26 protein-coding genes are annotated in these 24,930 nt (G+C 55.1%); 13 read left to right on the top strand and 13 right to left on the bottom strand.

The annotated features are described in order from the left end of the window. The first annotated feature begins 73 nt into the window (after positions 1-73). Together pip and FHS21_RS26545 are read left to right on the top strand one after the other, a co-directional pair. A complete protein-coding gene (pip, locus tag FHS21_RS26550) occupies positions 74-1,051 on the top strand; it encodes a prolyl aminopeptidase (RefSeq protein ID WP_112531320.1) in 978 nt (325 codons plus the stop codon). A 348-nt stretch (positions 1,052-1,399) separates the two neighbouring features. Beyond that, positions 1,400-1,996, top strand: a complete 597-nt coding sequence (locus FHS21_RS26545; protein ID WP_112531319.1) for a transglutaminase-like cysteine peptidase — start codon at positions 1,400-1,402, stop codon at positions 1,994-1,996. A 48-nt stretch (positions 1,997-2,044) separates the two neighbouring features. Here the strand turns inward: FHS21_RS26545 and FHS21_RS26540 are convergent, their stop codons facing one another. Beyond that, entirely contained in the window at positions 2,045-2,572 is a 528-nt protein-coding gene (locus FHS21_RS26540) for a gamma carbonic anhydrase family protein (protein WP_112531318.1), read from the bottom strand. A 136-nt stretch (positions 2,573-2,708) separates the two neighbouring features. Between FHS21_RS26540 and FHS21_RS26535 the strand changes: the two genes are divergently transcribed. Continuing rightward, positions 2,709-3,455 (top strand): hypothetical protein, encoded by a 747-nt coding sequence (locus FHS21_RS26535; RefSeq protein ID WP_183664861.1) that lies wholly within the window; start codon positions 2,709-2,711, stop codon positions 3,453-3,455. A 3-nt stretch (positions 3,456-3,458) separates the two neighbouring features. Here FHS21_RS26535 and FHS21_RS26530 read toward each other — a convergent pair whose 3' ends face one another. The 5 genes from FHS21_RS26530 to FHS21_RS26510 all read right to left on the bottom strand — a co-directional run bounded on the left by FHS21_RS26530 (position 3,459) and on the right by FHS21_RS26510 (position 6,789). After that, complete coding sequence (locus tag FHS21_RS26530) at positions 3,459-3,665, bottom strand: DUF3126 family protein (protein ID WP_099999261.1); 207 nt, start codon at positions 3,663-3,665, stop codon at positions 3,459-3,461. 110 nt (positions 3,666-3,775) lie between these two features. Further along, a complete protein-coding gene (gene cysE / locus FHS21_RS26525) occupies positions 3,776-4,600 on the bottom strand; it encodes a serine O-acetyltransferase (RefSeq protein WP_112531316.1) in 825 nt (274 codons plus the stop codon). Positions 4,601-4,810: 210 nt separating this feature from the next. Continuing rightward, entirely contained in the window at positions 4,811-5,566 is a 756-nt protein-coding gene (locus tag FHS21_RS26520; protein WP_112531315.1) for an alpha/beta fold hydrolase, read from the bottom strand. A gap of 11 nt (positions 5,567-5,577) precedes the next feature. Next, entirely contained in the window at positions 5,578-6,063 is a 486-nt protein-coding gene (locus tag FHS21_RS26515; RefSeq protein ID WP_112531314.1) for a DUF192 domain-containing protein, read from the bottom strand. A 144-nt stretch (positions 6,064-6,207) separates the two neighbouring features. Then, entirely contained in the window at positions 6,208-6,789 is a 582-nt protein-coding gene (locus FHS21_RS26510; RefSeq protein ID WP_112531349.1) for a cold-shock protein, read from the bottom strand. Positions 6,790-7,057: 268 nt separating this feature from the next. Between FHS21_RS26510 and FHS21_RS26505 the strand changes: the two genes are divergently transcribed. Then, positions 7,058-7,498 (top strand): VOC family protein, encoded by a 441-nt coding sequence (locus FHS21_RS26505; protein WP_112531313.1) that lies wholly within the window; start codon positions 7,058-7,060, stop codon positions 7,496-7,498. 126 nt (positions 7,499-7,624) lie between these two features. Then, positions 7,625-9,157, top strand: a complete 1,533-nt coding sequence (locus FHS21_RS26500; RefSeq protein ID WP_112531312.1) for an acyl-CoA carboxylase subunit beta — start codon at positions 7,625-7,627, stop codon at positions 9,155-9,157. A 538-nt stretch (positions 9,158-9,695) separates the two neighbouring features. On the opposite strand, the gene FHS21_RS26495 is transcribed toward FHS21_RS26500, so the two are convergent. Further along, positions 9,696-10,502 (bottom strand): alpha/beta fold hydrolase, encoded by an 807-nt coding sequence (locus tag FHS21_RS26495; RefSeq protein WP_112531310.1) that lies wholly within the window; start codon positions 10,500-10,502, stop codon positions 9,696-9,698. A gap of 16 nt (positions 10,503-10,518) precedes the next feature. Then, positions 10,519-11,724, bottom strand: a complete 1,206-nt coding sequence (locus FHS21_RS26490) for an N-acetylmuramoyl-L-alanine amidase (protein ID WP_376772217.1) — start codon at positions 11,722-11,724, stop codon at positions 10,519-10,521. 708 nt (positions 11,725-12,432) lie between these two features. On the opposite strand from FHS21_RS26490, the gene FHS21_RS26485 reads away from it, so the two are divergent. The 8 genes from FHS21_RS26485 to FHS21_RS26450 all read left to right on the top strand — a co-directional run bounded on the left by FHS21_RS26485 (position 12,433) and on the right by FHS21_RS26450 (position 21,359). Continuing rightward, positions 12,433-15,351 carry an Rne/Rng family ribonuclease gene (locus tag FHS21_RS26485; protein ID WP_183664859.1) on the top strand — a complete coding sequence of 973 codons (2,919 nt, stop codon included), beginning with the start codon at positions 12,433-12,435 and terminating at the stop codon, positions 15,349-15,351. Positions 15,352-15,496: 145 nt separating this feature from the next. Beyond that, a complete protein-coding gene (locus tag FHS21_RS26480; RefSeq protein WP_112531307.1) occupies positions 15,497-16,897 on the top strand; it encodes a M48 family metalloprotease in 1,401 nt (466 codons plus the stop codon). A gap of 48 nt (positions 16,898-16,945) precedes the next feature. After that, positions 16,946-17,743 carry a DsbA family protein gene (locus tag FHS21_RS26475; RefSeq protein WP_112531306.1) on the top strand — a complete coding sequence of 266 codons (798 nt, stop codon included), beginning with the start codon at positions 16,946-16,948 and terminating at the stop codon, positions 17,741-17,743. Positions 17,744-17,869: 126 nt separating this feature from the next. After that, the gene (gene aroQ / locus FHS21_RS26470; RefSeq protein WP_112531305.1) at positions 17,870-18,313 is read left to right on the top strand and encodes a type II 3-dehydroquinate dehydratase; all 444 of its coding nucleotides are present in this window, start codon (positions 17,870-17,872) and stop codon (positions 18,311-18,313) included. 36 nt (positions 18,314-18,349) lie between these two features. After that, positions 18,350-18,817, top strand: coding sequence for an acetyl-CoA carboxylase biotin carboxyl carrier protein (gene accB / locus FHS21_RS26465; RefSeq protein ID WP_112531304.1), 468 nt, complete (start codon positions 18,350-18,352; stop codon positions 18,815-18,817). 10 nt (positions 18,818-18,827) lie between these two features. Continuing rightward, positions 18,828-20,189 (top strand): acetyl-CoA carboxylase biotin carboxylase subunit, encoded by a 1,362-nt coding sequence (accC, locus tag FHS21_RS26460; RefSeq protein ID WP_112531303.1) that lies wholly within the window; start codon positions 18,828-18,830, stop codon positions 20,187-20,189. A 3-nt stretch (positions 20,190-20,192) separates the two neighbouring features. Next, the gene (aat, locus tag FHS21_RS26455) at positions 20,193-20,807 is read left to right on the top strand and encodes a leucyl/phenylalanyl-tRNA--protein transferase (RefSeq protein WP_112531302.1); all 615 of its coding nucleotides are present in this window, start codon (positions 20,193-20,195) and stop codon (positions 20,805-20,807) included. A 138-nt stretch (positions 20,808-20,945) separates the two neighbouring features. Continuing rightward, positions 20,946-21,359 (top strand): VOC family protein, encoded by a 414-nt coding sequence (locus tag FHS21_RS26450; RefSeq protein ID WP_112531301.1) that lies wholly within the window; start codon positions 20,946-20,948, stop codon positions 21,357-21,359. A 19-nt stretch (positions 21,360-21,378) separates the two neighbouring features. Here the strand turns inward: FHS21_RS26450 and FHS21_RS26445 are convergent, their stop codons facing one another. From FHS21_RS26445 to gatB, 5 genes are all read right to left on the bottom strand, one after another. Next, a complete protein-coding gene (locus FHS21_RS26445; RefSeq protein ID WP_112531300.1) occupies positions 21,379-21,825 on the bottom strand; it encodes a DUF2155 domain-containing protein in 447 nt (148 codons plus the stop codon). Positions 21,826-21,906: 81 nt separating this feature from the next. Continuing rightward, a complete protein-coding gene (locus FHS21_RS26440) occupies positions 21,907-22,305 on the bottom strand; it encodes an NADH:ubiquinone oxidoreductase subunit NDUFA12 (protein WP_112531299.1) in 399 nt (132 codons plus the stop codon). Positions 22,306-22,377: 72 nt separating this feature from the next. Beyond that, on the bottom strand, positions 22,378-22,860 hold the full coding sequence (locus FHS21_RS26435; protein WP_112531298.1) for a GNAT family N-acetyltransferase: 483 nt from the start codon (positions 22,858-22,860) through the stop codon (positions 22,378-22,380). After that, on the bottom strand, positions 22,857-23,366 hold the full coding sequence (locus FHS21_RS26430; RefSeq protein WP_112531297.1) for a GNAT family N-acetyltransferase: 510 nt from the start codon (positions 23,364-23,366) through the stop codon (positions 22,857-22,859). The genes FHS21_RS26435 and FHS21_RS26430 overlap by 4 nt, the downstream gene beginning before the upstream one ends. Beyond that, a complete protein-coding gene (gene gatB, locus FHS21_RS26425; RefSeq protein ID WP_112531296.1) occupies positions 23,367-24,869 on the bottom strand; it encodes an Asp-tRNA(Asn)/Glu-tRNA(Gln) amidotransferase subunit GatB in 1,503 nt (500 codons plus the stop codon). Between the last annotated feature and the right edge of the window lie 61 nt (positions 24,870-24,930).

The following is a 24,930-nucleotide window of genomic DNA, read 5'->3' as shown; positions in this document are numbered from 1 at the left end:
CGTTCACGCAGATCGCCGATGAACCGTGTTTCTTCTGCGATTCCAAAAATAGGGCATTTAATTCGGTCCTGATATGTCAAATCTTTATCCAGAAATCGAACCCTTCGAAACCGGCATGCTTGATGTCGGCGATGGCAACCGCATGTATTGGGCGGTGTCAGGCAGTCCGGACGGCGCGCCTGCCATTATCCTTCACGGCGGACCAGGCTCCGGACATTCTACTCGATTATCGTGCTATTTTGATCCTGCGGCTTACAGAATAATCGCCTTCGACCAGCGCGGTTGCGGACAAAGTTTACCGCATGCCAGTGATCCGGCCACTGATCTCTCGGTCAATACTACCAGTCACCTGTTGCGCGATCTCGAACTTCTGCGCCGGCATCTCGGTGTTGATAAATGGCTCGTGTTCGGTGTTTCCTGGGGATGCACGTTGGGCCTCGCCTATGCCATACAAAACCGTCAGAACGTGGCAGCCCTCGTCGCCGCAGGCGTTACCACGACCCGCCGCTGCGAGATTGATTGGCTCTATCGAGGCATCGCACCACTTTTCCCCGAGCAATGGACGCGCTTCCGCAACGGCGTACCTGCTGATCAGCGGGAGGATCTGGTCGCTGCCTATTACGAACTTCTTGGAAATCCCGATCCGGCAATACGCGCCAAGGCAGCACAGGACTGGCACGATTGGGAATCCGCGTCGATCTCCATCGACCCGAATAGCAAGCCATCAGCGAAATGGGCGGAACCCTCCTACCGGATGGCCCGGGCGCGCATTGTGACGCATTATTTTCATCATAGTGGATGGCTGGAAGAAGGTATCCTTTTGAGACAGGCGCATATGCTCAACGGTATCCCTGGTGTCATGGTGCAAGGCCGTCTCGACCTTGAAGCACCACTTGTTACAGCGTGGGAACTCTCGCAGGTCTGGAAAGACGGCAAGCTGGTTATTGTGGATAACGCCGGTCATTCACCTAGCGATCCCGGCATGAGTGAAGCCATTATTGCTGCAACTGACGAATTTGCGAGCAAGACACGGTCCGAAGAAGGCGTATAGCGTAAATTTTGAGCCCGTTTTCGTTGATTTTTATGCGGGCGCTTTACATCTCGGATATTTTTTTGACAAAATTGCCGCCGAATTTCGGCAAGGTATCGCTTATCAGCGATCAGGCATTAAACCATCGTAAAGCAATCAATATTCGAATAAATGAATGCTTAATCGTATTAAACTTCATTGAATACAATATATATCGCATTTAAATAAAATAGTAATATATATTAATACTTAGTTATAGTCTAATTAGTTTATTTTTTGCTACTAACTTGATTCATATTTACTCATCGACATTTCCGCTCGGTCAAACTCTCTCTGCCATTGTCGCCTCAACCGGGGAGACGACGGGAAATGATAAAAAATACAATCTTGCTTGGAGCGGCGTTCTTTTTGATGTGCATGACCGCACAAGCCGATTCAAACATGGCATTCATGAAGACAGGCGGGCGTACGTCTCAGCCGATCGGACATTACGAATTTTGCCAGTCCTATAGAAACGAATGCAATATAAAGAGCAGCGATGACAGCCCTGCACACTTAACACCGAAGATCTGGAACCTCATGGTTCAAATCAACAGTCAGGTGAACGCACAGGTCCAACCCGCGACAGATATGGACATCTGGGGCAAGGCGGAAGTCTGGTCATATCCGACGACCGTCGGCGATTGCGAAGACTACGTGCTTCTGAAGCGGAAACTACTGAACGAGAGCGGCGTGCCGATCAGTGATCTCCTGATTACTGTCGTTCGTCAAATGAATGGCGAAGGCCATGCGGTTCTCACCGTCCGCACGGATCGAGGCGACTATATTCTCGACAACCTTGAACTGCGCATAAAGCCGTGGAACGAAACCAACTACGACTATTTGAAGCGTCAAGCGGCGAACAATACCGGCGCATGGGTCTCGATCAATGACGACCGCCAGCTCCTGGTCGGCAGTATCAAATAGGGACTTCGATACCCAAAATCGGCCCGTATCGGGCCGGTTTTTTTGCTGTCAGTCTATCTCCAGGCCCCGCATGAAGCGTCTGCCATTCTCGACATAATGAGCCGCCGAAAGCCTGAGGCCCTCGATCGCTGCATCGTCCAGCGTCCGAATGACTCGCGCCGGTGAACCGACGATCAATGAATTGTCCGGAAACTCCTTGCGCTCGGTAACGAGTGCGCCCGCGCCAACAAAGGAATTCTTGCCGATTCTTGCACCATTCAGGACGATAGCGCCAATGCCGACCAGCGAATTATCGCCAATGGTGCAGCCATGCAGCATGGCGCGATGTCCAATCGTGCAGCCTTCGCCAACTGTCAGCGGATAGCCCATATCCGTGTGCATGGCGGTATGTTCCTGAACGTTGGTGTCGCGACCGATGCGAATCAACTCGTTGTCGCCGCGCAGTACTACGCCAAACCAGATATTGGCGTTTTCACCCAGGAATACCTTGCCGACAATGGTAGCGTCCGGCGCTATCCAATTTGACGTCCGATGCTCAAATTCCGGTGAGTGCCCGTCAAGTATGAAAATCGGCATAATTTCTCCTTGGATTCGCATGGCGAGCTTAGCGAAGGGCGGGAGGCTTGGCGAGGCCACCTTCACTTTCGATTAACCATAAATCAGCACATGTCGCGTTAAGTTGAGTGCACTCAACACGGTTGGTCCGAAAGTCATGCAGTATCAAGCACAACGAATTGAACCGGTTTTCGGCAGGGCATTCCTGCGACGCGTCTTTTATCCCATCGCAACGCTGGCGCTCCTATCGCTGTTTTTGGCTATCGCCGGTCACTATCTCGGCCACACGATCTCGCTTGGCGGTCATACGGAAGACACAACGCCTCGGGAGATCGTCATTGGCAACAATGTGCTTGAGCTTCCGGCAAACACGATCCGCTTCGACAGGCAGCGACGAAACGGAGATGCCGAACGCGTCGATCTATATCTGCATTGGCCGGACATGCTGGGTTACCAGCCGGCGTTCCTGTCGGATTTCAATGGTGCGGGGCCGGAAAAGCGGCTGCTATTCCTGACCTTCGAGCCGCGCGCTACCTCGCAGGATATGTCCGGGCGATACGGTCCGATCTATAGCACGTTGACCGAGGGTCCCGGCTCGAAGGGTCCAGCTGGATTAACGATACAGAAGTTTCGAGCCGACAGCGGCTTTGTAAATGAGGAGCTGATGGTTTCGACGGAACAGGCAGGACACACGCCGTTCGTTGCCCGCTGTCTTGACAAGGAAACCACGAAAAGCAACCTTGCATCGTGCCAGCGGGATATATTTCTTGGTGAGGATTTGCAGCTAACCTACCGCTTTCCAAGGGAAATGCTTGGAGACTGGCAAAAGCTCGATCAGCAAATACGAACATTTGCCGAAACCCATCTCAAAGGGCAAAAGGACGCGAGCGTCACTCGATCATGAGACTTAGAGATCCATCTCGAGGATCGCCATCGAGAAATTGTAGGAGAGTTCACCCTCGTCCTCATCCTTGTAGATCAAACCAAGAAACTCGTCGCCGAGATAGAGTTCGGCGGAATCATCCTTGCGTGGACGAGCCTTTACAGTGAGTTCCGTATTTCTGAATGTCCGCTTGAAATAGCTGTCGAGTTTCTTCAGTTCTTCGGGTTTCACGGAATTTCTCCTGTCGTATGAATTTGACGCGCTTTTGGCACGCCAAACTCATTCCTGTAAAGGCTTGATTGAAATCGCGTCCAAACGTGGAGGGCCGTGAAGCTTCAGTTTCAATCGAAATTTGTGACCAACTGGTCCATGGCGCGCGAGGGCTCGGCGCAGCCTGTTTCACCCACAATACGAGCAGGAACGCCGGCAACCGTGACATTATGCGGAACAGGTTTTAGCACAACCGAGCCTGAGGCAACTTTCGAGCAGTGGCCAATCTCAATGTTACCGAGAATATTGGCGCCGGCGCCGATAAGAACGCCATGACGGATCTTTGGATGCCGGTCGCCGGTTTCCTTGCCCGTACCACCAAGCGTGACGCCCTGAAGGATCGAGACGTTGTCTTCGATGACCGCGGTCATACCGACGACAATGCCGGTGGCGTGATCGAAGAAAACTCCCTGTCCCATGGGAACCTGCGGGTGGATATCGGTCTGGAAAACCGAGGAGGAACGGCTTTGCAGGTAGAGCGCAAAATCTCTCCGCCCTTCCTTCCATAGCCAATGGGCAAGCCGATGAGTCTGGATTGCCTGGAAACCCTTGAAATAAAGCACGGGTTCGATGAAACGGTCGCAGGCCGGGTCACGATCATAGACGGCCTGGATATCGACACGCAGGATCTGCGACCAGGACGGTGTTGCCTCGACCATCGCCGTAAAAGTCTGACGCAGCAATTCCGATTCCACATCGGGGTGGTCAAGCCGCTGCGAAATGCGATGAATGACCGCTTCTTCAAGCGATTGATGGTTGAGAATTGTCGTATAGAGGAACGTCGCCAAAAGCGGTTCGTTACGGATAGCCTCGTCGGCTTCGGCGCGGATTGCGAGCCAGATCGGATCCATCTGCTTGACCGATCCGGTCATCTTTATCGGACTGCTTGCGGACATTTCCTACTCCAGGCATTCGGCCAATAATATTTCTCAAACAACGAGCATAAGGCAAAATTGGTTGCTTGACACGTTGATTTCCAGATCGATTGCGCAAGAAATTTTGAACTTGCGATTGATTTGGCTGATGTCAGGCCCGCCATTCCAAGATTGCCTTAGCTTATGCGGCCTTGTCCTGCAAGGAACGAACGTCCGGAAGCTCGCGCTTCGTTAAATGCTGTGGCGTTTGAGGAAATCCAGAACGGCCTGCTTGAACACCTTGTCGCCGACCGCGAGCATATGGTCCCGGCCAGGAATATCGATCGCCTCACCATGGGGCATTAGCGCCGCAAGATCCTGCGGGTTTCCGCCAATATCGTCTTTGGTGCCGACAGCGACGAGCGTTGGCTGAGTAATCCGGGCCATGTTTTCTGCGCTGATTTCTTCCTTGGAGGTGATAACGCAGGCAGCCAACGCGATTTTGTCGCTCTTGGTCTTGTCGGCAAACATCCGGAACATTTTTCCGCGCGGATGCGTAATCGCCTCCGGATCGGCGGACATAAGCGCTTCAGCGATAGGCGACCAGTCTCCGGCACCTTCGACCATGCCAATGCCGAGACCGCCAAAAACAAGATCATGCACGCGAGCGGGATGTTCGAGCGCCAGGAACGCACCGATGCGCGCGCCCATGGAATAACCTATGACATGCGCCGTCGGAATGCCGAGATGATCAAGCAGCGCGGCTGCGTCGCCCGCCATGAGCGTCGGCGTATAGACGGCCTTGTCGTGCGGCTTGTCCGATTGGCCATGACCGCGATTGTCAATTGCGATGGCGCGGTACCCGGCAGACGTCAGTTTTTGCATCCAGCCGGGTTGGACCCAGTTGTAAAGCGAGGACGAAGCAAAGCCATGGATGAGCAGGATTGGCTCGCCCTCGCCCTCATCCAGATAAGCAAGCTTCAATCCGTCATTGTCGAAAAACTGCATGGTTGGATCCGTTAGTGCGCAATCGCCTCGATAGCGGGATGCCGCACCTTGTCGCCAATTGTCAAGCCGAGACGCTTCGCGGTGCCGGCTTTGACCTCGACAACGAGACGCACCGGACCGCCAGACGAAATGATTGAGCGGGAAAATGGCACCGCATTTTCGCGAATAGCGGAAATACGGCCATTATCGTCCAGAAAGAGCATGTCTAGCGCGGAGGGCGTGTTCTCCATCCACATGGTTACAAGACGGGCGTCGTCGAAAACAAACAGCATGGCGCTGTTGTCTTTCAGATCAGTGCGGAACATCAAACCGCGCTCGCGCTCTTCGTCGGTATCGGCAATTTCTACCTGGAACGGAATGTCGCCCTTGGCACTATTGATCGTCAGGGCCGTGTGGTCGATGGGCAGATGCATCGGCGTCTGATCGAGCGCCAGAGCAGGAATTGCTGAAAACAGCAGAAAAACAACGACGGCGAAAACTGATTTCAGGCGATACATCAATTGCTCCAGGGTGCGTTGAGATTCGCGATCGTGACGAGGCGAAACGGCGATTTTCGAGCGGAGCGTACTTGAAGTACGTGAGCACCGGAAGCACAGAAAAGTGCCGTTTGCAGACTGTCATGGCCTGAATATCAACATACCCTAGTGGGAAGACGGCAGCTGGGTACCAATGTCGGGATGAATTTCCGAGGCCATCAGGCCCTTCTCGCCGTGGCCGAAGCGGATCAAGACAACCTGACCTGGACGCAATTCGGTCAAACCGAAATGCCGAAGCGTTTCCATGTGAATGAAAATATCCTCGGTCCCCTCGCCGCGGGTCAGGAAGCCGAAGCCCTTCGTACGGTTGAACCACTTGACCAGGACACGCTCAAGCCCGCTCGAGGGTGTTACCGTCACGTGCGTGCGGACGGGTGGCATTTCGGTCGGATGAACAGCGGTCGCGTTGTCCATGGATTTGACGCGGAAGCATTGCATGCCGCGTTCGCCCTGCTTGACTTCGCAAACGACACGGGCTCCTTCCAGAGCCGTCTGGAAGCCGTCCCGGCGCAGGCAGGTAACATGGAGAAGGATGTCAGGTAGATCAGAATTGTCGGGAACGATAAACCCGTATCCCTTGGCCACGTCAAACCATTTTATTGCGCCCGAAACTTCGATAAGGTCCAAACTGTCGCTTATGCCTTCGTCGGCGAGGGACGGCCGGGCTGATACTGTTCGGTCAGACATGAAGCGAAGCCCCTCCTCTCCAGCGAGGTACTGATTCTCTGCTTGAAGAATAACACCTGTCCAACGCCGAAGAGCAAGTATCATCTGCATGTTTTGTTGAAAACCACACGCGAAACGCGTGTTTATCCTCAACGATGTTGCTCTCGGCTACATCACAAGTTTGTGGAGCTAAACAGGAAGTGTTACGAAAACTGGACGGCGTTCAATCCGTGCAACATTGCCGGTTGCCGCCGACTTTCAACCCCATGAAAGAAATCAAAGGCAAAAGATGCGCTATCTTCACACAATGGTCCGTGTCCGGGACATCGATGAGTCCCTGGACTTCTATTGCAACAAATTTGGCTTGGAAGAGGTTCGCCGCACCGAAAATGAGAAGGGACGCTTCACCCTGATCTTTCTCGCGGCGTCGGAAGACAAGGCAAGATCGGCCGCGGAACGGGCTCCTGAGCTCGAATTGACCTATAATTGGGACCCGGAGGAATATACCGGCGGGCGCAATTTCGGACACCTTGCCTACGTCGTCGACAATATCTACGAGACTTGCCAAAACCTGGCGGACAAAGGCGTCGTGATCAACCGGCCGCCGCGCGATGGCAACATGGCCTTCATCCGCTCGCCGGATGGAATCTCGATCGAGCTTATCCAGAAGGGCCCGGCACTACCGCAACAGGAGCCCTGGCTGTCGATGCCGAACACCGGCACCTGGTAAAACCTTAGCTCACGAATACAACTTAGACGCGTACCCGTGCACCGCTTGCGGCGCTCGGGTACGCCAGACAAATTCCTTCCCCGCGCTGCGCTCTCCTGTTATCAAACGACAAAAGAGGAGGACGCCATGAAGGATGTGCTAATCGAGCTTGAGCGCCGCAGGAACATTGCGCGCGAAGGCGGTGGGAAGGTGCGGATTGACGCGCAGCATAAGCGCGGCAAGCTTACAGCACGCGAGCGCATCGACATTTTTCTCGACGAAGGTTCATTCGAGGAGTTCGACATGTTCGTCGAACACCGCTCGACCGATTTCGGCATGGAAGATACGAAGTTCGCCGGCGATGGCGTTGTTACCGGATGGGGCACCATCAATGGTCGCACGGTCTTCGTCTTCGCCAAGGATTTTACGGTTTTCGGCGGATCACTTTCCGAAGCCCATGCGGAGAAGGTTCAAAAAATCCAGGACATGGCGCTGCGCAATCGTGCCCCGGTCATAGGACTCTACGACGCCGGCGGTGCCCGTATTCAGGAAGGCGTGGCAGCTCTCGGCGGCTATGCGGAGATTTTCCAGCGCAACGTGCTCGCCTCCGGCGTCATCCCGCAAATCTCCGTCATCATGGGGCCTTGCGCTGGCGGCGACGTCTACTCGCCTGCCATGACCGACTTCATCTTCATGGTGCGCGATACGTCCTATATGTTCGTCACCGGCCCCGACGTCGTGAAGACTGTAACCAATGAAACGGTGACGGCGGAGCAGCTCGGAGGCGCATCGATCCATACGACCAAATCCTCGATTGCCGATGGTGCCTATGACAACGATGTCGCCGCACTCCTGCAGATGCGCCGGCTGATCGATTTCCTGCCGTCGTCCAATACGGCCGAAATTCCCGCGGTCGAGTGCTATCAGTCGATTGACGAAATGGACTACTCATTGGATCGGCTGGTGCCGGACAATGCCAACAAGCCCTACGATATCAAGGAGCTGATCCGTAAAACCGTCGATGAGGCCGATTTCTTCGAGATCCAGGAGAATTTTGCGAGAAACATCGTTGTCGGGTTTGGCCGCATCGAAGGCAGTACTGTCGGCATCGTCGGCAACCAACCCATGGTTCTTGCGGGCGTTCTCGACAGTGACGCCTCCCGCAAGGCAGCGCGCTTCGTCCGCTTCTGCGATTGTTTCAATATCCCGATCGTGACCTTTGTCGACGTTCCAGGCTTTCTTCCGGGGACAGCACAGGAATATGGCGGCTTGATCAAGCACGGCGCCAAGCTGCTCTTTGCCTATGCCGAGGCAACCGTGCCGAAGATCACCCTGATCACCCGCAAAGCTTATGGCGGCGCCTATGACGTCATGGCGTCAAAGCATTTGCGCGGCGATATCAATTATGCATGGCCCTCGGCTCAAATCGCGGTAATGGGCGCCAAGGGGGCGGTGGAAATCATCTACCGCAAGGATATTGGCGACACGGAAAAGATCGCAGCGCATACAAAGCGCTACGAGGATCGTTTTCTTTCACCATTTGTCGCTGCAGAGCGGGGCTATGTCGATGAAGTCATCATGCCCCATTCAACCCGCAAGCGGATTTCAAGGGCGCTTCGCATGTTACGCAACAAGGATCTCGAAAATCCTTGGAAGAAGCATGATAATATTCCGCTCTGACAGTATGTTATGATCTGAATTCGACTTGGTTTCAGCGACGGAAGCTGAAACCACCATTGGATTCCCGCAAAATCTGGGAAATCGTGCGCTTGTCGCAAGGCTCGCTTAGCTTCTTGGTCGCCTTGACGATGGTCTTGACAGTGGCCACTTGTGCCATCTTCAATACATTTGTTTCATTTGATGATGATGTGTCTTTGGTTATTGTTATCATTCTTCGAACACCCTCTATTAAAGCCGCTCTTTACGCGAGCAATCCTTACCGCAATCGGATTTATATTCCGTTGCACTGCACACTATGTACGAGAACTAAACCGATTTAACAAATCACTATTTGTATCGGATTTTGACTTCTATTTGAATGAAACCAATGGATTGGTAAAAGGTTCCTTCACCAGTGCATAAAATAGCTATTCGTTTCAAATCGTCATGCTGCAGCGCAATACTTATGTTCCCGTATGTAAAAAACTTTGCGTAAATTACGCAAACGGCAACTAACTGCCGCGGTCTGGTTGAGCCATAACGCGAGCATTCTCGTTCCTCAGGCTAGAACCTTGTCGAGGAAGGCCTGCATTACGCTGTTGAATTGCTCTGGTCTTTGCAGCGGTGCGAAATGGCTCACGCCAGGCAAGAGGAACAACTCCGCCCCCGGAATACTCCCGGCGAGATATTTGGCGTGTTCGAGCTTGATAAACTCATCATGCTCGCTTCGTACGACCGCGACAGGCGTATGGATGCCGGCCAAATCGCTCGCAGTATAGTTGGGCTCGGTTTTCATCATCAGGCCAACCGCATCGACAAACGCCATGAATTGATCCGGCGTGGCCGACAGCTCGGCGTAGTCCTTGGCGTGACGGCTGAAACATCGGTCGATAGCCGGGCTGGGTATGATTTCCTTTGTGCCGCTGGGATCCATGTTGCAACCAAAGAAGAATACACCAGCAATTCGCGTGGGGGCTTGCATGGCAAGGACCAAAGCTATGCACGCGCCGTCGCTCCAGCCCACGACGGCTGCCTTTTCGAGGTGCAGTGCATCCATCACGGCGAGAACATCGGACGCCATCAACTCATAGGTAAACGGCCGCAAATCGCGCGTGCTGCGACCATGACCCCGGCTATCAATAACTATGACGCGACGGCCCGAGCCGACCACCATTGGAACCTGATAACCCCAATTGCCGCTATGGCCGAGGCCACCATGCAGCAGGATTACGGGCGATCCGGCGCCGTATGTGGCGAACCAGATCCGCGCGCCATCGTGATCCACGTAACCTTGATCGCTAGTGACTGGCAAGGGCGCAGCACCATGGGATGCGAAATTCTCGAGGTCGTCGTCGTTCGGCAGCATTTAGACAAAACCCGATCTAGTTCAGCGCTCCTGCCGTCTTCATGTTGGCAAACTCGCCGACAGCCGAGGCAAGTCTTTCCGCTACATGAGTTCGCCACACCGGATCAAGCATGAGCTTTTCGTCTTCTGCGTTGGAAAGATAGCCAATCTCGACCAGCACGGACGGCACATCCGGCGCGCGAAGCACTTGAAACCCTGCAAAACGATGCGGGTTGTTGATCATGTTGACGTCTTTCTTGAGTGATTTCACCACAGTTTTAGCAAAGCTCAAGGAGAACGTGTGGGTTTCACGCCGCGTCAGGTCCATGAGAATATCGGCGATTTCCGGTGTCTCGTTATCGTAGGCGATGCCCGCCACCGCATCGGAACGGTTTTCACGATCGGCCATGGCACGCGATTCCGCGTCCGACGCCTTGTCCGAAACAGTATAGACTGTAGCGCCACGTATATTGCCGCGATTGATCGTATCCGCATGAATCGAAATGAAAAGGTTTGCCTCGTATTGGCGGGCGATACGAACCCGTTCGGTCAGCCGCAAGAAAGTGTCGTCACTGCGGGTCATCTCCACGCGCAGACCCGGCAGCTTGGCGAGCTCGTCCCGCAATTGTTGGGCAAACATCAAGGTCACGTTCTTTTCCATAATGCCGCTTGCGCTTTCCGCGCCACTGTCGATACCGCCGTGACCAGGATCGATGACGATAGTAAATGGTTTCGGCCCCTTGCTTGCCTCATCTGGCGCCGCGGTTGCGAGCCGATCGCCCTTTGGAGCGGCATTCGTTGAAGCAGTGGTCGCATTTTGTGTCTTCAATGCTTCCGCAAATGCTCGGTCCGACGAAGCGACGAAATCCGCCACCAGCCGGTAACCAGGACTATTGTCATTCTTGATGACGTTGAGCTGCTCGACCACAAAGGGCCCCTTGAGTGTAAAGATGAGGCGCGAACGCTGATCGTCGATCAATCCGTAGCGCACATCTGTTATCAGCCCGCGGGGCTCCACGGATTTCTTGTCAAAGGCAAAAACCGCTTTGGGAATGTCGATTGCCAGCCGGTGCGGCTGATCAAGCAGCATTGTCGATACATCAGGCTCGCGGTCGAAGTTGATGACGACGCGCGTGCGCAGCTCGTCTCCGGCGGCTTGATAAGTCAATGCGGCCAGCTCACCTGCTGCATGAGAGGGCTTGCCTGCCTGCACAAAGACAAGAAGGCCAAATACGGCAGCCATGAATATCCGACAGATCACGCTCATCTCGCTTGGCCCGCCGATGGACGGGCTTCCCCTCTCCATCGTTGTATCAGACATGGCTCACATTGGAACCCTGCCAGGGACACACTATGTATAAGCAATAGGTAGGGAAGCATGGTTAATATTATCTTATGGAATGCCATGTGTGTAATGCGCGGATGACACGATTATGAAGAAGGCCTTGTCATAACGCGGCGCACCTCCTAAAAGCAAAGGTGGGTTACTTTTCTGCCGTCCAGAATCGGGCTCTTTGATGTCACGGTAAATGACCGGCTGACAATGAAGACAGGGACATGGAGCGGCATCGGCGAATTCGCTGTGGGTAACCAAAAAAAGAATTTAGCGCGAGCCGACAGGGATTGTCGGCAACGCTTTTTGTGAACGGCAGATCGCGCAGCCAAGGCGCATCGAGCCAGCCCTTTCGGGGGTATTAACAGTGTCGGCACAGCTGAGAAGCGTGCCATTCGTAGAGGTCGTTTCGTCAGGAACAGGGAATGTTTGTTACAGACGTAGTTAAAACCGGCTTGCAAGCCGCGGCTGCCCGAGGGCAACTCCGCGTGTCGCCGTGTCTGTCTGTTTCTGCGAACTTTAATATATCCGGCAAATGTGAAGATGCGGCGCCAGAAACCTTGCAGGTTTCCTGGCTGTCTCGCGTTGGCAGCGTTTCGGCCGGGGAGAAGAAGTATAATGTCGGACAAAATGCTAATAGACGCCTCCCACCAGGAGGAAACACGGGTTGTCGTGGTTCGCGGCAATCGAATTGAAGAATTTGACTTTGAATCTGAACATAAGAAACAAATCAAAGGCAATATCTACCTGGCGCGGGTGACGCGCGTAGAACCTTCCCTTCAGGCTGCATTCGTTGAGTATGGCGGTAATCGCCATGGCTTTCTCGCTTTCAGCGAAATTCATCCTGATTACTACCAGATCCCGGTCGCCGATCGGCAGGCCCTGATCGATGCCGAGGCGGAAGCTGCAAGCCAGGACGAGGATCACGAGGAGAACGTCAGCGAACAGCGTAGCCGCGATCGCAATGATCGCGGTACGCGTAATCGCCGCCGCGGCCGCCGTGGTCCACGGCAGGAAGACGACGCACCCAAGCTTGATGCTTCCGACGAAGACGCCGCTACTTCCGATGACGAAGGCGAAACCTCCGCACAGGCTGCTTCGCCAGAATCAAGCGACGACGACTCCACACCGGAAGGTGGTAGCCAGACGATGGCAGCCGCCATTGAAGCGGATGTGATTTCGGAAGCCGTCAATACCGGCGCTGCAGACGAAGCCACAGAAAGCGATGATGAAAGGCCGGTATCTGAGGATGGCGGCGAAAGCAATTCGAGGAGATCGCGGAGTCGCTCGAACGAGGACAAAGACGAGGTCCACGACGAACTCGATGAAGTCGAATCGGTTGGCGCCGAAGATGCAATGGAAGAAGTTCCGACGCATCAGCGGTTCCAGCGCCGTCAGTACAATATCCAGGACGTCATCAAGCGCCGTCAGATTCTGCTCGTTCAGGTCGTCAAGGAAGAACGCGGCAACAAGGGTGCAGCTCTCACGACCTATCTCTCGCTCGCCGGCCGGTACTCTGTCTTGATGCCAAACACCGCACGTGGCGGCGGTATTTCGCGCAAGATCACCAGCATCCAAGATCGCAAGCGCCTGAAGGACATCGTTAAGGATCTTGAAGTGCCGAAAGGCATGGGCGTGATCCTGCGCACCGCTGGCGCCATGCGCACCAAGCCGGAAGTCAAGCGCGACTACGAATATCTGATGCGGCTGTGGGAGAATGTCCGCAGCCTTACACTTGCATCGTCCGCACCGACTCTCGTTTATGAGGAAGGCAGCCTGATCAAGCGTTCGATCCGCGACCTTTACAACAAGGACATCACCGAGATCGCTGTTGCCGGTGAAGAAGGCTATCGCGAGGCCAAGGACTTCATGCGCATGCTCATGCCGAGCCACGCGAAAGTCGTTCAGCCCTACCGCGAACTGACGCCGATCTTCGCGCGCAACGGCATCGAGGCACAACTCGATCGCATGCTGCAGCCGCAAGTGACGTTGAAGTCCGGCGGCTATATCATCATCAACCAGACCGAGGCGCTGGTCGCGATAGACGTCAACTCCGGACGCTCGACACGCGAACATTCCATTGAAGACACTGCGTTGCAGACAAATCTTGAAGCAGCGGATGAAATCGCACGTCAGCTGCGTCTGCGCGATCTTGCCGGCCTGATTGTCATCGACTTCATCGACATGGAAGAAAACCGCAACAACCGGGCGGTCGAAAAGCGGATGAAGGATTGTCTGAAGGATGATCGCGCCCGCATCCAGGTCGGCCGCATCTCCCATTTCGGCCTGCTTGAAATGTCGCGTCAGCGCATCCGCGCCAGCGTTCTCGAATCAACGACCCAGGTTTGCGCCGTTTGTGGTGGCACGGGACACGTACGCTCCGCCTCCTCTGTCGCGCTGCACGTCATGCGTTCGATCGAGGAATATCTGCTGCGTCATTCGCAGAACAACATCATCGTTCGCACGACTGTCGCGACTGCGCTCTATGTTCTCAACCACAAGCGCCAGAATCTCGCCGATCTCGAAGCGCGTTTCGGCCTGACCATCAGCATTGAAGCCGATGACAGCGTTGGCGCCCAGCACTTCGCCATCGACAAGGGCTCGATAGCCCTTGGCCCGATCGTTCCGCTGACTGAGACGCCAACGCTAGGCATCGCCGATGATTTCGACGAAAGCGATCCGGTTATCGAAGATACGGATGATGACGCCGCCGAGGTGCAGACCAGCGAGACCGCACGGAGCGCCGACAATGACGACGCATCGCGCAAGCGCAAGCGCAAGCGGCGGCGGCGCGGCGGTCGCGATCGCCAGGAATCGGCAGGTGCCGAGCATGGCCAGCAGGTCATCAGCGATGACGATGACACCGACCAGCCAGCCGTCGAAGGTGAAGATGCGGCTGCAACCAAAGCGCGCGAAGAGGAAAACGAACGGCGCAAGAAGCGCCGCCGGGGACGCCGCGGCGGGCGCAAGAACAAGCGCTTCGACGATGGCGATGATGCGGAAAATCGCGTAACCGCCAAGACGGTGCCGGATGCCGAGCCTGTCTTCGTGTCGATCCCGTTGCCCGACTTCTCCAAGCCGAAGACGATTGAGGCGATCGCAGATGCAGCTGAAGCTGCTTCGGTGCCAGTGACGGCTGACGTGCTTGCTGCCCAAGACCCTGTGGCAATCGAAGAAATCCTTGCAAAGAAGCCGGCAAAACGCAGATCACGCTCCAAGGCAGGAATCGAAGCAGCCGAGATCGCCGTTGCTGAAGTTCTAGCCGAAGCGGAACCCGAGGCCCCTGTAAAGCCGAAACGCGCCCCGCGTAAATCGGCGAAAAAGGCCGATGCGCCCGTTGCAACTGAGACCTCCGAGCCAGCGGCCACTGTTGAGCCGGTCGAGGCAAAGGTTGAGTCCGCAGTAGAATCCAAACCGGCACCAGCGCCGAAAGTGGTTGAAGTCAGCACGCCTGTCGTCACATCGACAGGCAAAGAGAAGAAGTCCGAAAGCGAACCGGTCAAAAAGGGCTGGTGGCAGAAAAAAGGCTTTTTTTGAAAAGCGCTGAACTTTAGAAAGTGATTTTGAAAAACCGGCACACGTGCCGGTTTTTCTTTGTTGAGCTTATGGTTGGCTTTTTACAATTCAAGGAGTTCTAATAAGCTCACTTTCCTTCAAACATCGATTTCGGTACGAATACGATATGGTAGCGTTTCAAATGACTGGTTTATTTCGACCAATAGCAAATTTTGTACGTGGTGCGATTGTTGCAGGGGCCGCAAGCGCGCTGTGCTTGGCACAAACCGCCATTGCGGCTGCCCAGTCTTCATCGGTGCCGATCGTACGGGATGCCGAAATCGAGGCGCTGGTCACCGACTATGCGACCCCGATCATCAAAACCGCTGGTCTTTCCAGAAACGCGATCAGAATCGTTCTGGTCAACAACAACAGCTTCAATGCCTTCGTCGACGGCAGGCGTATTTTCATCAATACGGGCGCCCTGCTCCAGGCGCAGACGCCCAATGAAATTATCGGCGTTCTCGCACATGAGACCGGCCATCTTGCCGGCGGCCACGAATTCAAGCTGCGCGAACAACTGGCCGCTGCCAAGACTCTGGCCGTTGTTACAAGCCTGCTCGGTATCGGCGCCGTTGTCGGTGGCGCCGCTGGTGGAGCAAGCGGCCTGTCGAAAGCGGGTATGGGCGTCGCCATGGGTGGTCCCGAAGCCGCCATGCGCAACCTTCTCAACTATCAACGCTCCGAGGAAATGGCCGCGGACCGTTCAGCCATCACCTATCTCGCCAACACGGGACAATCAGCCAAGGGAATGCTCACGACGTTCGAGCGCTTCTCCAATGCGCTCGCATTGACGGGAACCAGCGTCGACCCCTACCGCATCAGCCATCCGATGCCCCGGGAACGTATCGCAAACCTTGAAGTTCTCGCTCACGCCAGTCCCTATTATGACAAGCCTGATAGTCCGGCGCTGCAGCAACGTCATGACATGATGCGAGGCAAGATTGCGGCCTATACTGGCGGTGGTGCAAGCGTGTTGCAGACCTTCCGCAAGGATCCGCGCAATATCGGCGCGCGCTACGGCGATGCCATCGCGACCTATCTTAACGGCTCGTCGCAGTCTGCACTTTCAAAGATCGATGTGCTGATCAAGGAACAACCAAAGAACCCCTATTTCCAGGAGATCAGAGGCGAGATCCTGTTGAAGCAGAACAAGGCGAGCGACGCGGCAAAAGCCTTTCAGAAGGCAAATGCGCTCGATCCGCGCAAATCCAGTTTGATCCGCATGAGCTATGGGCGGGCTCTCATGCTGTCGGGCACGCCGGATAATCTCAAGGCCTCCATAAAGGAAATCAAGGCTGGAATTGCCAGCGATCGCGAATATCCGTCAGGTTATGGCTATTTGGCCCAGGCTTATGCCCAGACGGGCGACATGGTCAGGTCCGATCTCGCCAGTGCAGAACAGAAATATTACTCAGGCAAGATCCAGGACGCACAAATCTTTGCCATTCGTGCACAGCGCGGCTTGAAAAACGGCACGCCCGAGTGGATACAGGCTCAAGATATCATCAATGCAAAGCGCAAGTGAGACGCGGCAACACGCGTTCCGACAGAATTTGAAAAAGGACAGTTCATCATGACAAAAGTCGCCCTGATCGGTGCCGCCGCCGGCATTGTTGGCGTTGCCGCCCTCGCTCTTGGCTATCAGGCCGGCCGGTCTGATGTCGTTGTCGCCAGTGCTGCGCCGGAGATGTCGTCAACCACCGCGTCCACGACTGACAGAGCTGAAATCGAAGGGATTGTGCGGAATTATCTGATCAATAATCCCGAGGTCATGATCGAGGTCCAGACCGCTCTCAATGCCAAGCAGGAAGCCGCGCAAAAGGAAGCTTCGACTGAGGTCATCAGCGAAAATCGGGACAAGATCTTTCAGTCGCCGATGGATGCGGTTTTCGGCAATCCGAAAGGCGATGTCACGATCGTTGAATTCTTCGACTATAATTGCGGTTATTGCAAAAAAGCTCTGCCGGACATGGATGCCCTCCTGAAAAGCGATCCAAACCTGCGCTTCGTGATGAAGGAATTCCCCATCCTCGGTGCGGATTCCACGCGCGCGCATATCGTCGCCAAGGCGTTCAAAGCGCTCATGCCGGACAAATATCTCGAGTTCCACCGTGATCTCCTCGGTGGCGAAGGACGCGCAACCGAAGCGTCGGCGATGGCCATCGCGGTCAAGCTGGGCGCAAACGAAGCCCAAATGCGCGAGAAAATGCTCTCTCCCGAAGTCACAAAGGCTTTCAATGAAAACTTCGAACTGGCAAACAGCCTGAGCATTACCGGAACCCCATCCTATGTCGTGGGCAATGAAGTGGTGCCCGGCGCACTTGGTGCGGATGTCCTTGCGGAAAAGATCAGCCATATTCGCAACAAATAGCCTGAATATTTACTTTTGCTTGGCAAAACCCTTTGTAGACAAGCAATAAGGGTGCTTTGCGGGCTTTTCGCTTGCCGATAAGCCGTCTATATGGGACCACGATTTCGCGAAACCGTCCGGTAAATCATGAAGCAGCAGATCTTTATCCTCAACGGCCCCAACCTGAATATGCTTGGTAAGCGTGAGCCGGGAATATACGGCGCCGCGACGTTGAGCGATATCGAAGGTCTGTGCCGTGCCGAAAGTGAAAATCTGGGCGTCGACATCGTATTTCGCCAGTCCAATCACGAGGGTGATCTGGTCAGCTGGATTCAGGAGGCAGGCGAGCAAAAGGCATTGGTTTTGATCAATCCTGCCGCCTACACGCATACATCCATCGCATTGCATGATGCCATCCGCGCTGCCGCCGTCACGCTGGTGGAGGTTCATCTTTCCAACATTCACGCGCGCGAGTCATTTCGCCATCACTCCTACGTTTCCCCTTTGGCTAAAGGGGTGATATGTGGCTTCGGGGTTGATGGCTACGTGATGGGCCTGCGCGCACTCGTCAAGCTGGCAGCGTCGCAATAGCGGACCGCCAAACAGGTATAAGGGGCTTGAAAAAGCATGGCTAACAGAACCACCGGGATCGACAAGGTCATGATCCGCGATCTCGCGGAGATCCTCAACGAGACCGACCTCACGGATATCGAGATCGAGCAGGGCGACCTTCGGATTCGCGTATCGCGGCAGATAACGGTGCAGGCCGCAGCTCCGGTCTATGCCCAAGCCCCGGCGGGCGCGGCTCCCGCTCCGGCGGCAACGGTTATCCCGGTCGCGTCTGCTGTCGCTGATCCCTCGAAGAATGCCGTCCCTTCGCCGATGGTCGGAACCGTGTATCTTTCCCCCGCGCCTGGTGCCCGCGCCTTTATCGAGGTCGGAACACAGGTCAAGGAAGGCCAGACGCTTCTGATCATCGAGGCCATGAAAACGATGAACCAGATACCGTCTCCACGTTCTGGTACGGTTACCGCCATTCTCGTCACAGACAGCCAACCCGTCGAATATGGTGAGTTTCTGGTTGTGATCGAGTAGCGAGAGCATGATGTTTCAGAAAATACTCATAGCCAATCGCGGCGAGATTGCCCTGCGCGTCCTGCGCGCCTGCAAGGAGCTCGGCATCCAGACCGTCGCGGTCCACTCGACTGCCGACGCCGACGCCATGCATGTGCGGCTAGCCGACGAAAGTGTCTGTATTGGACCGCCTCCTTCCCGAGATAGCTATCTGAATATCCATCAGATCGTTGCGGCCTGCGAAATCACCGGCGCTGATGCGATCCATCCAGGTTACGGTTTCCTGTCGGAGAACGCCAAGTTCGCCGAAATCCTCGAAGCGCACAACATTACATTCATCGGCCCGACTGCCGCGCATATCCGCATCATGGGCGACAAGATCGAAGCCAAGCGCACCGCAAAACGCCTTGGCATCCCGGTCGTTCCGGGTTCCGATGGCGGTGTAACTGATGATAGGGAAGCGGCGCGCATCTGTGCCGAAATCGGTTACCCGGTCATCATCAAGGCCTCGGCCGGCGGCGGTGGCCGCGGCATGAAGGTCGCGATGAACGAAGACGAGCTTTCGGTTGCCCTGTCAACCGCCCGCACCGAGGCGGGTGCAGCCTTTGGCGACGATGCCGTCTATATCGAAAAATACCTCCAGCAGCCGCGCCACATCGAAGTTCAGGTCATGGGCGATGGCTTTGGCAAGGCCGTCCATCTCGGTGAGCGCGACTGCTCGCTGCAGCGCCGGCACCAGAAGGTCTGGGAAGAAGCCAACTCGCCTGCCCTCAATTCCGATGAGCGCGAGCGCATCGGCATGATCTGCGCCAATGCCATGGCCGATATGGGTTATCGCGGCGCCGGCACCATCGAGTTCCTTTACGAGAATGGTGAGTTTTATTTCATCGAAATGAATACCCGCCTCCAGGTCGAACATCCCGTAACCGAAGCGATAACCGGCATCGATCTTGTGCACGAGCAGATCCGCGTTGCCTCCGGCGGTGGACTATCGGTAACGCAGGAGGATATTCGCTTCTCCGGTCATGCCATCGAATGCCGCATCAATGCGGAAGATCCGCGGACGTTTACGCCCTCACCGGGTACGATTACCCACTGGCATACGCCGGGGGGCCTTGGCATTCGCGTCGATTCAGGCGTCTATACGGGCTACAAGATTCCGCCCTATTATGACAGCCTCATCGGTAAGCTCATCGTTCACGGCCGTAACCGCGTCGAATGCATGATGCGGTTGCGCCGGGCGCTCGACGAGTTCGTTGTCGACGGTATCAAGACGACGCTGCCGCTGTTTCAGGATCTGATCAACAATCCTGACATTGCCAATGGCGATTATGATATCCATTGGCTGGAACATTATCTGGCTGGTGACGCAGCAGACGCTGCAGAAGAATAAGGCATGACGGGTAAGAACCCGCAAGAAGCATTCAGAATAGACCCCGAATTGTTGCTGCGCGCCTATGCAACCGGGGTTTTTCCCATGGCCGAAGAGGCGGACAATCCGGAAATTTTCTGGGTACGTCCGGAAAAGCGCGGAGTCCTCCCCTTCGAGAATTTCCACGTTTCGCGCAGCCTGCGCAAGACAGTGCGCCAAGGCCGTTTCGATATTCGCTACGATACCGATTTCACGGGCGTTATTACCGGCTGTGCCAGCGGCAGCGGCGAACGCGCCCGCACATGGATCAATCGCCCGATCCGCGAAGCCTATGGCAAGCTGTTCGACCTTGGCTATTGCCACACCGTCGAAGCCTGGCGTGACGGAAACCTTGTCGGCGGCCTTTACGGCATCGCGCTGGGATCGGCATTTTTTGGCGAAAGCATGTTCTCGCGCGAGCGGGATGCGTCGAAAGTCTGCCTCGTCCATCTGGTCGGTCATCTGATCGAAAAAAATTTTACGCTGCTCGACACCCAGTTCACCACCAATCATCTGGAAACCTTCGGCGCAGTTGAGGTGCCCCGGCGCCAATACCAGAAGATGCTGGAAAATGCCTTGGCACAGCCGGCTGAATTCTAAAAACCGTCGCAGATCCGGTCGTATGCTCCTTTGTTGGAACCCGACCAATGTTCAAAACATTCCTGAGAAGAATGTCGGGGAGCTGCAATTCCGTTCGTCCTTGAAACGGAACAACCCAAAGCCACAAGGAGAACTTTCGTGAGACTCAATGCTTATTTGAACTTCGACGGTCAATGTGAGGAAGCCTTCAAATTCTACGAGAAAGTGCTGGGCGGAAAGATCGAGTTCATGGTCCGCTATGACGAGATGCCCGAAGGCAACACGTCGGCGCCGGAACTGGCCAAAAATATCATGCATGTCAGCATGAAAGTCGGAGATACCATGCTGATGGGATCAGATGCACCGCCGCCTTATTTTCAGAAGGCACAGGGCATGACCGTAAGCATCAACACGGATAAACCTGATGAAGCAGACCGTGTGTTTGCCGAACTCTCTGAAGGCGCGACCAGCATCATGATGCCGATCGGAGAAACATCCTGGGCCACACGGTTTGCCATGTTCGTCGACCGCTATGGCACACCCTGGATGATCAACTGCTCGAAGCCAATGTAGGCTATCAGCTTTGCTGAAATTAGTTCTGGGTTCCGCCCGTCTGGGCGGCATCCGGGGCTGGAACGTCCGACTTCTGTTTGCAGGCCTTCAGCCACACATCGTACACCGGGTGCTCGACCGCATTGAGGCCGGGGCTATCGGCAAACATCCAGCCGGAAAAGATCTTGCGGATTTTGCGGTCCAGCGTGATCTCATCGACTTCGACAAACGTATCAGTCTTCGGCGTCTCCGTATCGGGACGTGTGTAGCAGACATGCGGCGTCAATTGCAGCGCGCCGAATTGCACCGTCTCGTTGATGTAGACGTCGAAGGTGGTGATTCGTCCGGTGATCTTGTCGAGGCCGGAAAAGACGGCAATCGGATTTGAAATCTTCTCGGTCGATTGGGCTGATGCGCCGGAGACAGCACTGCATAGACCAGCAGTGATCAGCCCGACGGCAAGAGAGCGAAATTTCCGACTGATCATGTCATTTCCGGTTAAGCGCGCACAAGAGGATTTCGATTCCAGCCTGTCGATAAAGAGCAAATGTGGCAGAAGAAGATCCGACTAGGCGCCCGGTGTCCAGGCATCGTAATCGCCGGTCACAGTCGGCCGGTTATCGCCATGCGCAATCGAACCCTGCGGTCGATAGGCAGCGGCAGAACCGGTGAGATTCGCCTGGTGATTCTTTTCCCAAGGATACGGCTTATAGTTTTCCTGCGACGGCGCAGTGTCAACCCTGTGGTGTATCCAGCCGTGCCAGCCGGCAGGAATAGCCGAAGCTTCCGCATAGCCGTTGTAGATTACCCAGCGTCGCTTGCGCCCTTCCGAATCGAAGGTGCCCTCGTAATAGACGTTGCCGAACTGATCTTCGCCAACTTTCGTGCCTTTGCGCCATGTGAAGAAGCGGGTACCGAGTGTCGGTCCATTCCACCACGTGAAAAACTGGGTCATGAAGGTCTTCATAGCAATCCTGCTTGGAATGTTGCCATTAGCAACTCATGGGTTTATGGCCGTATCACTGCCCGATAGCAAGGGTCAAGTTGACGCTGGAGCCAAGCGCATTTTGAATCCCGCGTGGCTCTTCTCGAAACCAAGCCGCTCGTAAAAACGGTGCGCGTCCTGGCGCTTGGCGTTCGATGTCAACTGCACCAGCGCAATGTCCCGCTCGCGCGCAACATCAAGGCAATGCTGGATCAACTTCGCGCCAATTCCCTTGCCGCGCATGTCGGTTCGTGTCTGCACCGCTTCGATAGCCATGCGCTTCGTTCCCCGACCCGTGAGCGACGTAATGAAGGTCACTTGTGCGGTGGCAACCACCTCATCCTTGAGAACGCCGACGAAGAGCAGATCGTTTGGACTGGCTTCGATCGTGGCAAAGGCACTTTCGTAAAGTGGCAACGCCGACGAATCGTTTGTATCGCCATGGCCTCCGACCGCATCATCGGCAAACAGCGAGATCACCGCTCGCAGGTCATCGATCGTTGCCTGCCGAAACGTCACATCAACTTCTGTTGTCACGGTGCGAGCTCAAATCCAGTCAGGGATTTCTCCAGCACCACCACGGAAATACCGGAATTCGGCTCACCCCAGTTTTCGATCCGGTTATTGGTACGCTCGAATCCCCTGCTTTCATAAAAGCTCAGAGCTCTTTGATTCGATTCGATAACTTCGAGCTGCAGCGCGTAGACACCGGGAAAGGCGCTCTCCATTTCCGCCAGCAGCAACGAACCCACACCCTTCTTCTGATGTTCCGGATGCACATAGAGCTGGTTGAGGATCGAAAGCTTGTGATCCTTCTGTGACGCATAGGCCATTCCCATGATATCGGCGCCATCATCGGCGATGATGAATTCCGAATAAGGTTTTGCCAACTGCTTCTTCAACGCATCAAGCGAATGATAGCGATCAGTGATCGCCTTCACTTTTTCGACGCCGTAAACATCGTCATAGGTCGCGTGCCAGGTCAGGGCGAGCATGTCGCGCACCGCATCCAGATCTTCCTTCGTTGCGCTGCGAACCCACATCTATTCGGTTATCCCGAGTTTTGCCTTGACCATGTCGCTGAGAACCTGAGGATTGGCCTTGCCGCCTGTCGATTTCATCACCTGTCCGACGAACCAGCCGGCAAGGCTTGGCTTTGCCTTGGCCTGATCCACCTTGTCAGGGTTGGCGGCGATGACATCATCGATGGCTTTTTCGATGGCACCGGTATCCGTGACCTGCTTCATGCCGCGGCTTTCCACGAGTTCGCGGGGATCGCCACCTTCGTTCCAGACGATCTCGAAAAGATCCTTGGCGATCTTGCCGGAAATCGTACCTTCCTTGATCAAATCGATCACAGCGCCGAGCTGTTCCGGCGACACAGGCGATTCCTCTATGCCCTTGCCTGCCTTGTTCAGTGCCCCAAGCAGATCATTGATCACCCAGTTGGCGGAAAGCTTGCCATCGCGGCCCTTGGCGACAGCCTCATAATAATCGGCAATCGCCTTTTCTGTGACGAGTATAGATGCATCATAGACCGAGAGCCCCAGCTCCGAGACAAGGCGCGCCTTCTTATCGTCCGGCAGTTCCGGCAGGTCAGCCTTCAGCTCTTCGACATAGGACAGTTCGAATTCCAGCGGAAGCAAATCGGGATCGGGGAAGTAGCGATAGTCATGCGCCTCTTCCTTGGAGCGCATCGAGCGTGTCTCGCCCTTTACCGGATCGAAGAGCCGTGTTTCCTGATCGATGGAGCCGCCATCTTCAAGGACGGCGATCTGGCGGCGCGCCTCATATTCAATAGCTTGGCCGACAAAGCGGATCGAGTTTACGTTTTTGATCTCGCAGCGTGTGCCGAATTCACCACCGGGCTTGCGCACCGAGACATTGACGTCAGCGCGCATCGAGCCCTCATCCATATTGCCGTCGCACGTGCCGAGATAGCGTACGATGGTCCGCAGCTTGGTGAGGTACGCCTTCGCTTCATCGGAAGAACGCATATCCGGCTTCGAGACGATCTCCATCAGCGCCACGCCGGACCGGTTCAGATCCACATAGGACATCGTCGGATTCTGGTCGTGCAGTGATTTGCCGGCATCCTGTTCCAGATGCAGACGCTCGATGCCGATTTCGATATCCTCGAACTCGCCCTTTTTATCGGGGCCGACCGAGATGATCATCTTGCCTTCACCGACGATAGGCTGCTTGAACTGGGATATCTGGTAACCCTGTGGCAGGTCGGGATAGAAATAATTCTTGCGGTCGAAAACCGACTTCAGGTTGATCTGCGCCTTGAGCCCGAGCCCTGTACGGATTGCCTGGCGCACGCACCATTCGTTGATTACCGGCAGCATCCCCGGCATGGCGGCATCGACCAGCGAGACATTCTCGTTCGGTTCAGCGCCGAAAGTGGTCGACGCACCGGAAAACAATTTCGAATTCGAGGTGACCTGCGCATGGACTTCCATGCCGACGACGATCTCCCAATCACCTGTGGCACCTGAAACAAAACGCTTGGGTTCCGGCGTACGCGTATCAACGAGAGTCATGCTGGTGTGTAATTCCTGGCTAAAAAATATCTCCATACTGGCTAGTGCAATCCGCCGGATG

It is taken from the genome of Phyllobacterium trifolii (genome assembly GCF_014192095.1).
Taxonomy (GTDB): Bacteria; Pseudomonadota; Alphaproteobacteria; order Rhizobiales; family Rhizobiaceae; genus Phyllobacterium; species Phyllobacterium trifolii.
The sequence above is the reverse complement of the archived record's forward strand: the minus strand, read 5'-3'. Positions and strand labels throughout refer to the sequence as shown.

Coding starts and splice junctions, on each gene's coding strand:
- pip (WP_112531320.1), top strand. CDS start 74: ATGTCAAATCTTTATCCAGAAATCGAACCCTTCGAAACCGGCATGCTT.
- FHS21_RS26545 (WP_112531319.1), top strand. CDS start 1,400: ATGATAAAAAATACAATCTTGCTTGGAGCGGCGTTCTTTTTGATGTGC.
- FHS21_RS26540 (WP_112531318.1), bottom strand. CDS start 2,572: ATGCCGATTTTCATACTTGACGGGCACTCACCGGAATTTGAGCATCGG.
- FHS21_RS26535 (WP_183664861.1), top strand. CDS start 2,709: ATGCAGTATCAAGCACAACGAATTGAACCGGTTTTCGGCAGGGCATTC.
- cysE (WP_112531316.1), bottom strand. CDS start 4,600: ATGTCCGCAAGCAGTCCGATAAAGATGACCGGATCGGTCAAGCAGATG.
- FHS21_RS26520 (WP_112531315.1), bottom strand. CDS start 5,566: ATGCAGTTTTTCGACAATGACGGATTGAAGCTTGCTTATCTGGATGAG.
- FHS21_RS26515 (WP_112531314.1), bottom strand. CDS start 6,063: ATGTATCGCCTGAAATCAGTTTTCGCCGTCGTTGTTTTTCTGCTGTTT.
- FHS21_RS26510 (WP_112531349.1), bottom strand. CDS start 6,789: ATGTCTGACCGAACAGTATCAGCCCGGCCGTCCCTCGCCGACGAAGGC.
- FHS21_RS26505 (WP_112531313.1), top strand. CDS start 7,058: ATGCGCTATCTTCACACAATGGTCCGTGTCCGGGACATCGATGAGTCC.
- FHS21_RS26500 (WP_112531312.1), top strand. CDS start 7,625: ATGAAGGATGTGCTAATCGAGCTTGAGCGCCGCAGGAACATTGCGCGC.
- FHS21_RS26495 (WP_112531310.1), bottom strand. CDS start 10,502: ATGCTGCCGAACGACGACGACCTCGAGAATTTCGCATCCCATGGTGCT.
- FHS21_RS26490 (WP_376772217.1), bottom strand. CDS start 11,724: ATGGCTGCCGTATTTGGCCTTCTTGTCTTTGTGCAGGCAGGCAAGCCC.
- FHS21_RS26485 (WP_183664859.1), top strand. CDS start 12,433: ATGTCGGACAAAATGCTAATAGACGCCTCCCACCAGGAGGAAACACGG.
- FHS21_RS26480 (WP_112531307.1), top strand. CDS start 15,497: ATGGTAGCGTTTCAAATGACTGGTTTATTTCGACCAATAGCAAATTTT.
- FHS21_RS26475 (WP_112531306.1), top strand. CDS start 16,946: ATGACAAAAGTCGCCCTGATCGGTGCCGCCGCCGGCATTGTTGGCGTT.
- aroQ (WP_112531305.1), top strand. CDS start 17,870: ATGAAGCAGCAGATCTTTATCCTCAACGGCCCCAACCTGAATATGCTT.
- accB (WP_112531304.1), top strand. CDS start 18,350: ATGGCTAACAGAACCACCGGGATCGACAAGGTCATGATCCGCGATCTC.
- accC (WP_112531303.1), top strand. CDS start 18,828: ATGTTTCAGAAAATACTCATAGCCAATCGCGGCGAGATTGCCCTGCGC.
- aat (WP_112531302.1), top strand. CDS start 20,193: ATGACGGGTAAGAACCCGCAAGAAGCATTCAGAATAGACCCCGAATTG.
- FHS21_RS26445 (WP_112531300.1), bottom strand. CDS start 21,825: ATGATCAGTCGGAAATTTCGCTCTCTTGCCGTCGGGCTGATCACTGCT.
- FHS21_RS26440 (WP_112531299.1), bottom strand. CDS start 22,305: ATGAAGACCTTCATGACCCAGTTTTTCACGTGGTGGAATGGACCGACA.
- FHS21_RS26430 (WP_112531297.1), bottom strand. CDS start 23,366: ATGTGGGTTCGCAGCGCAACGAAGGAAGATCTGGATGCGGTGCGCGAC.
- gatB (WP_112531296.1), bottom strand. CDS start 24,869: ATGACTCTCGTTGATACGCGTACGCCGGAACCCAAGCGTTTTGTTTCA.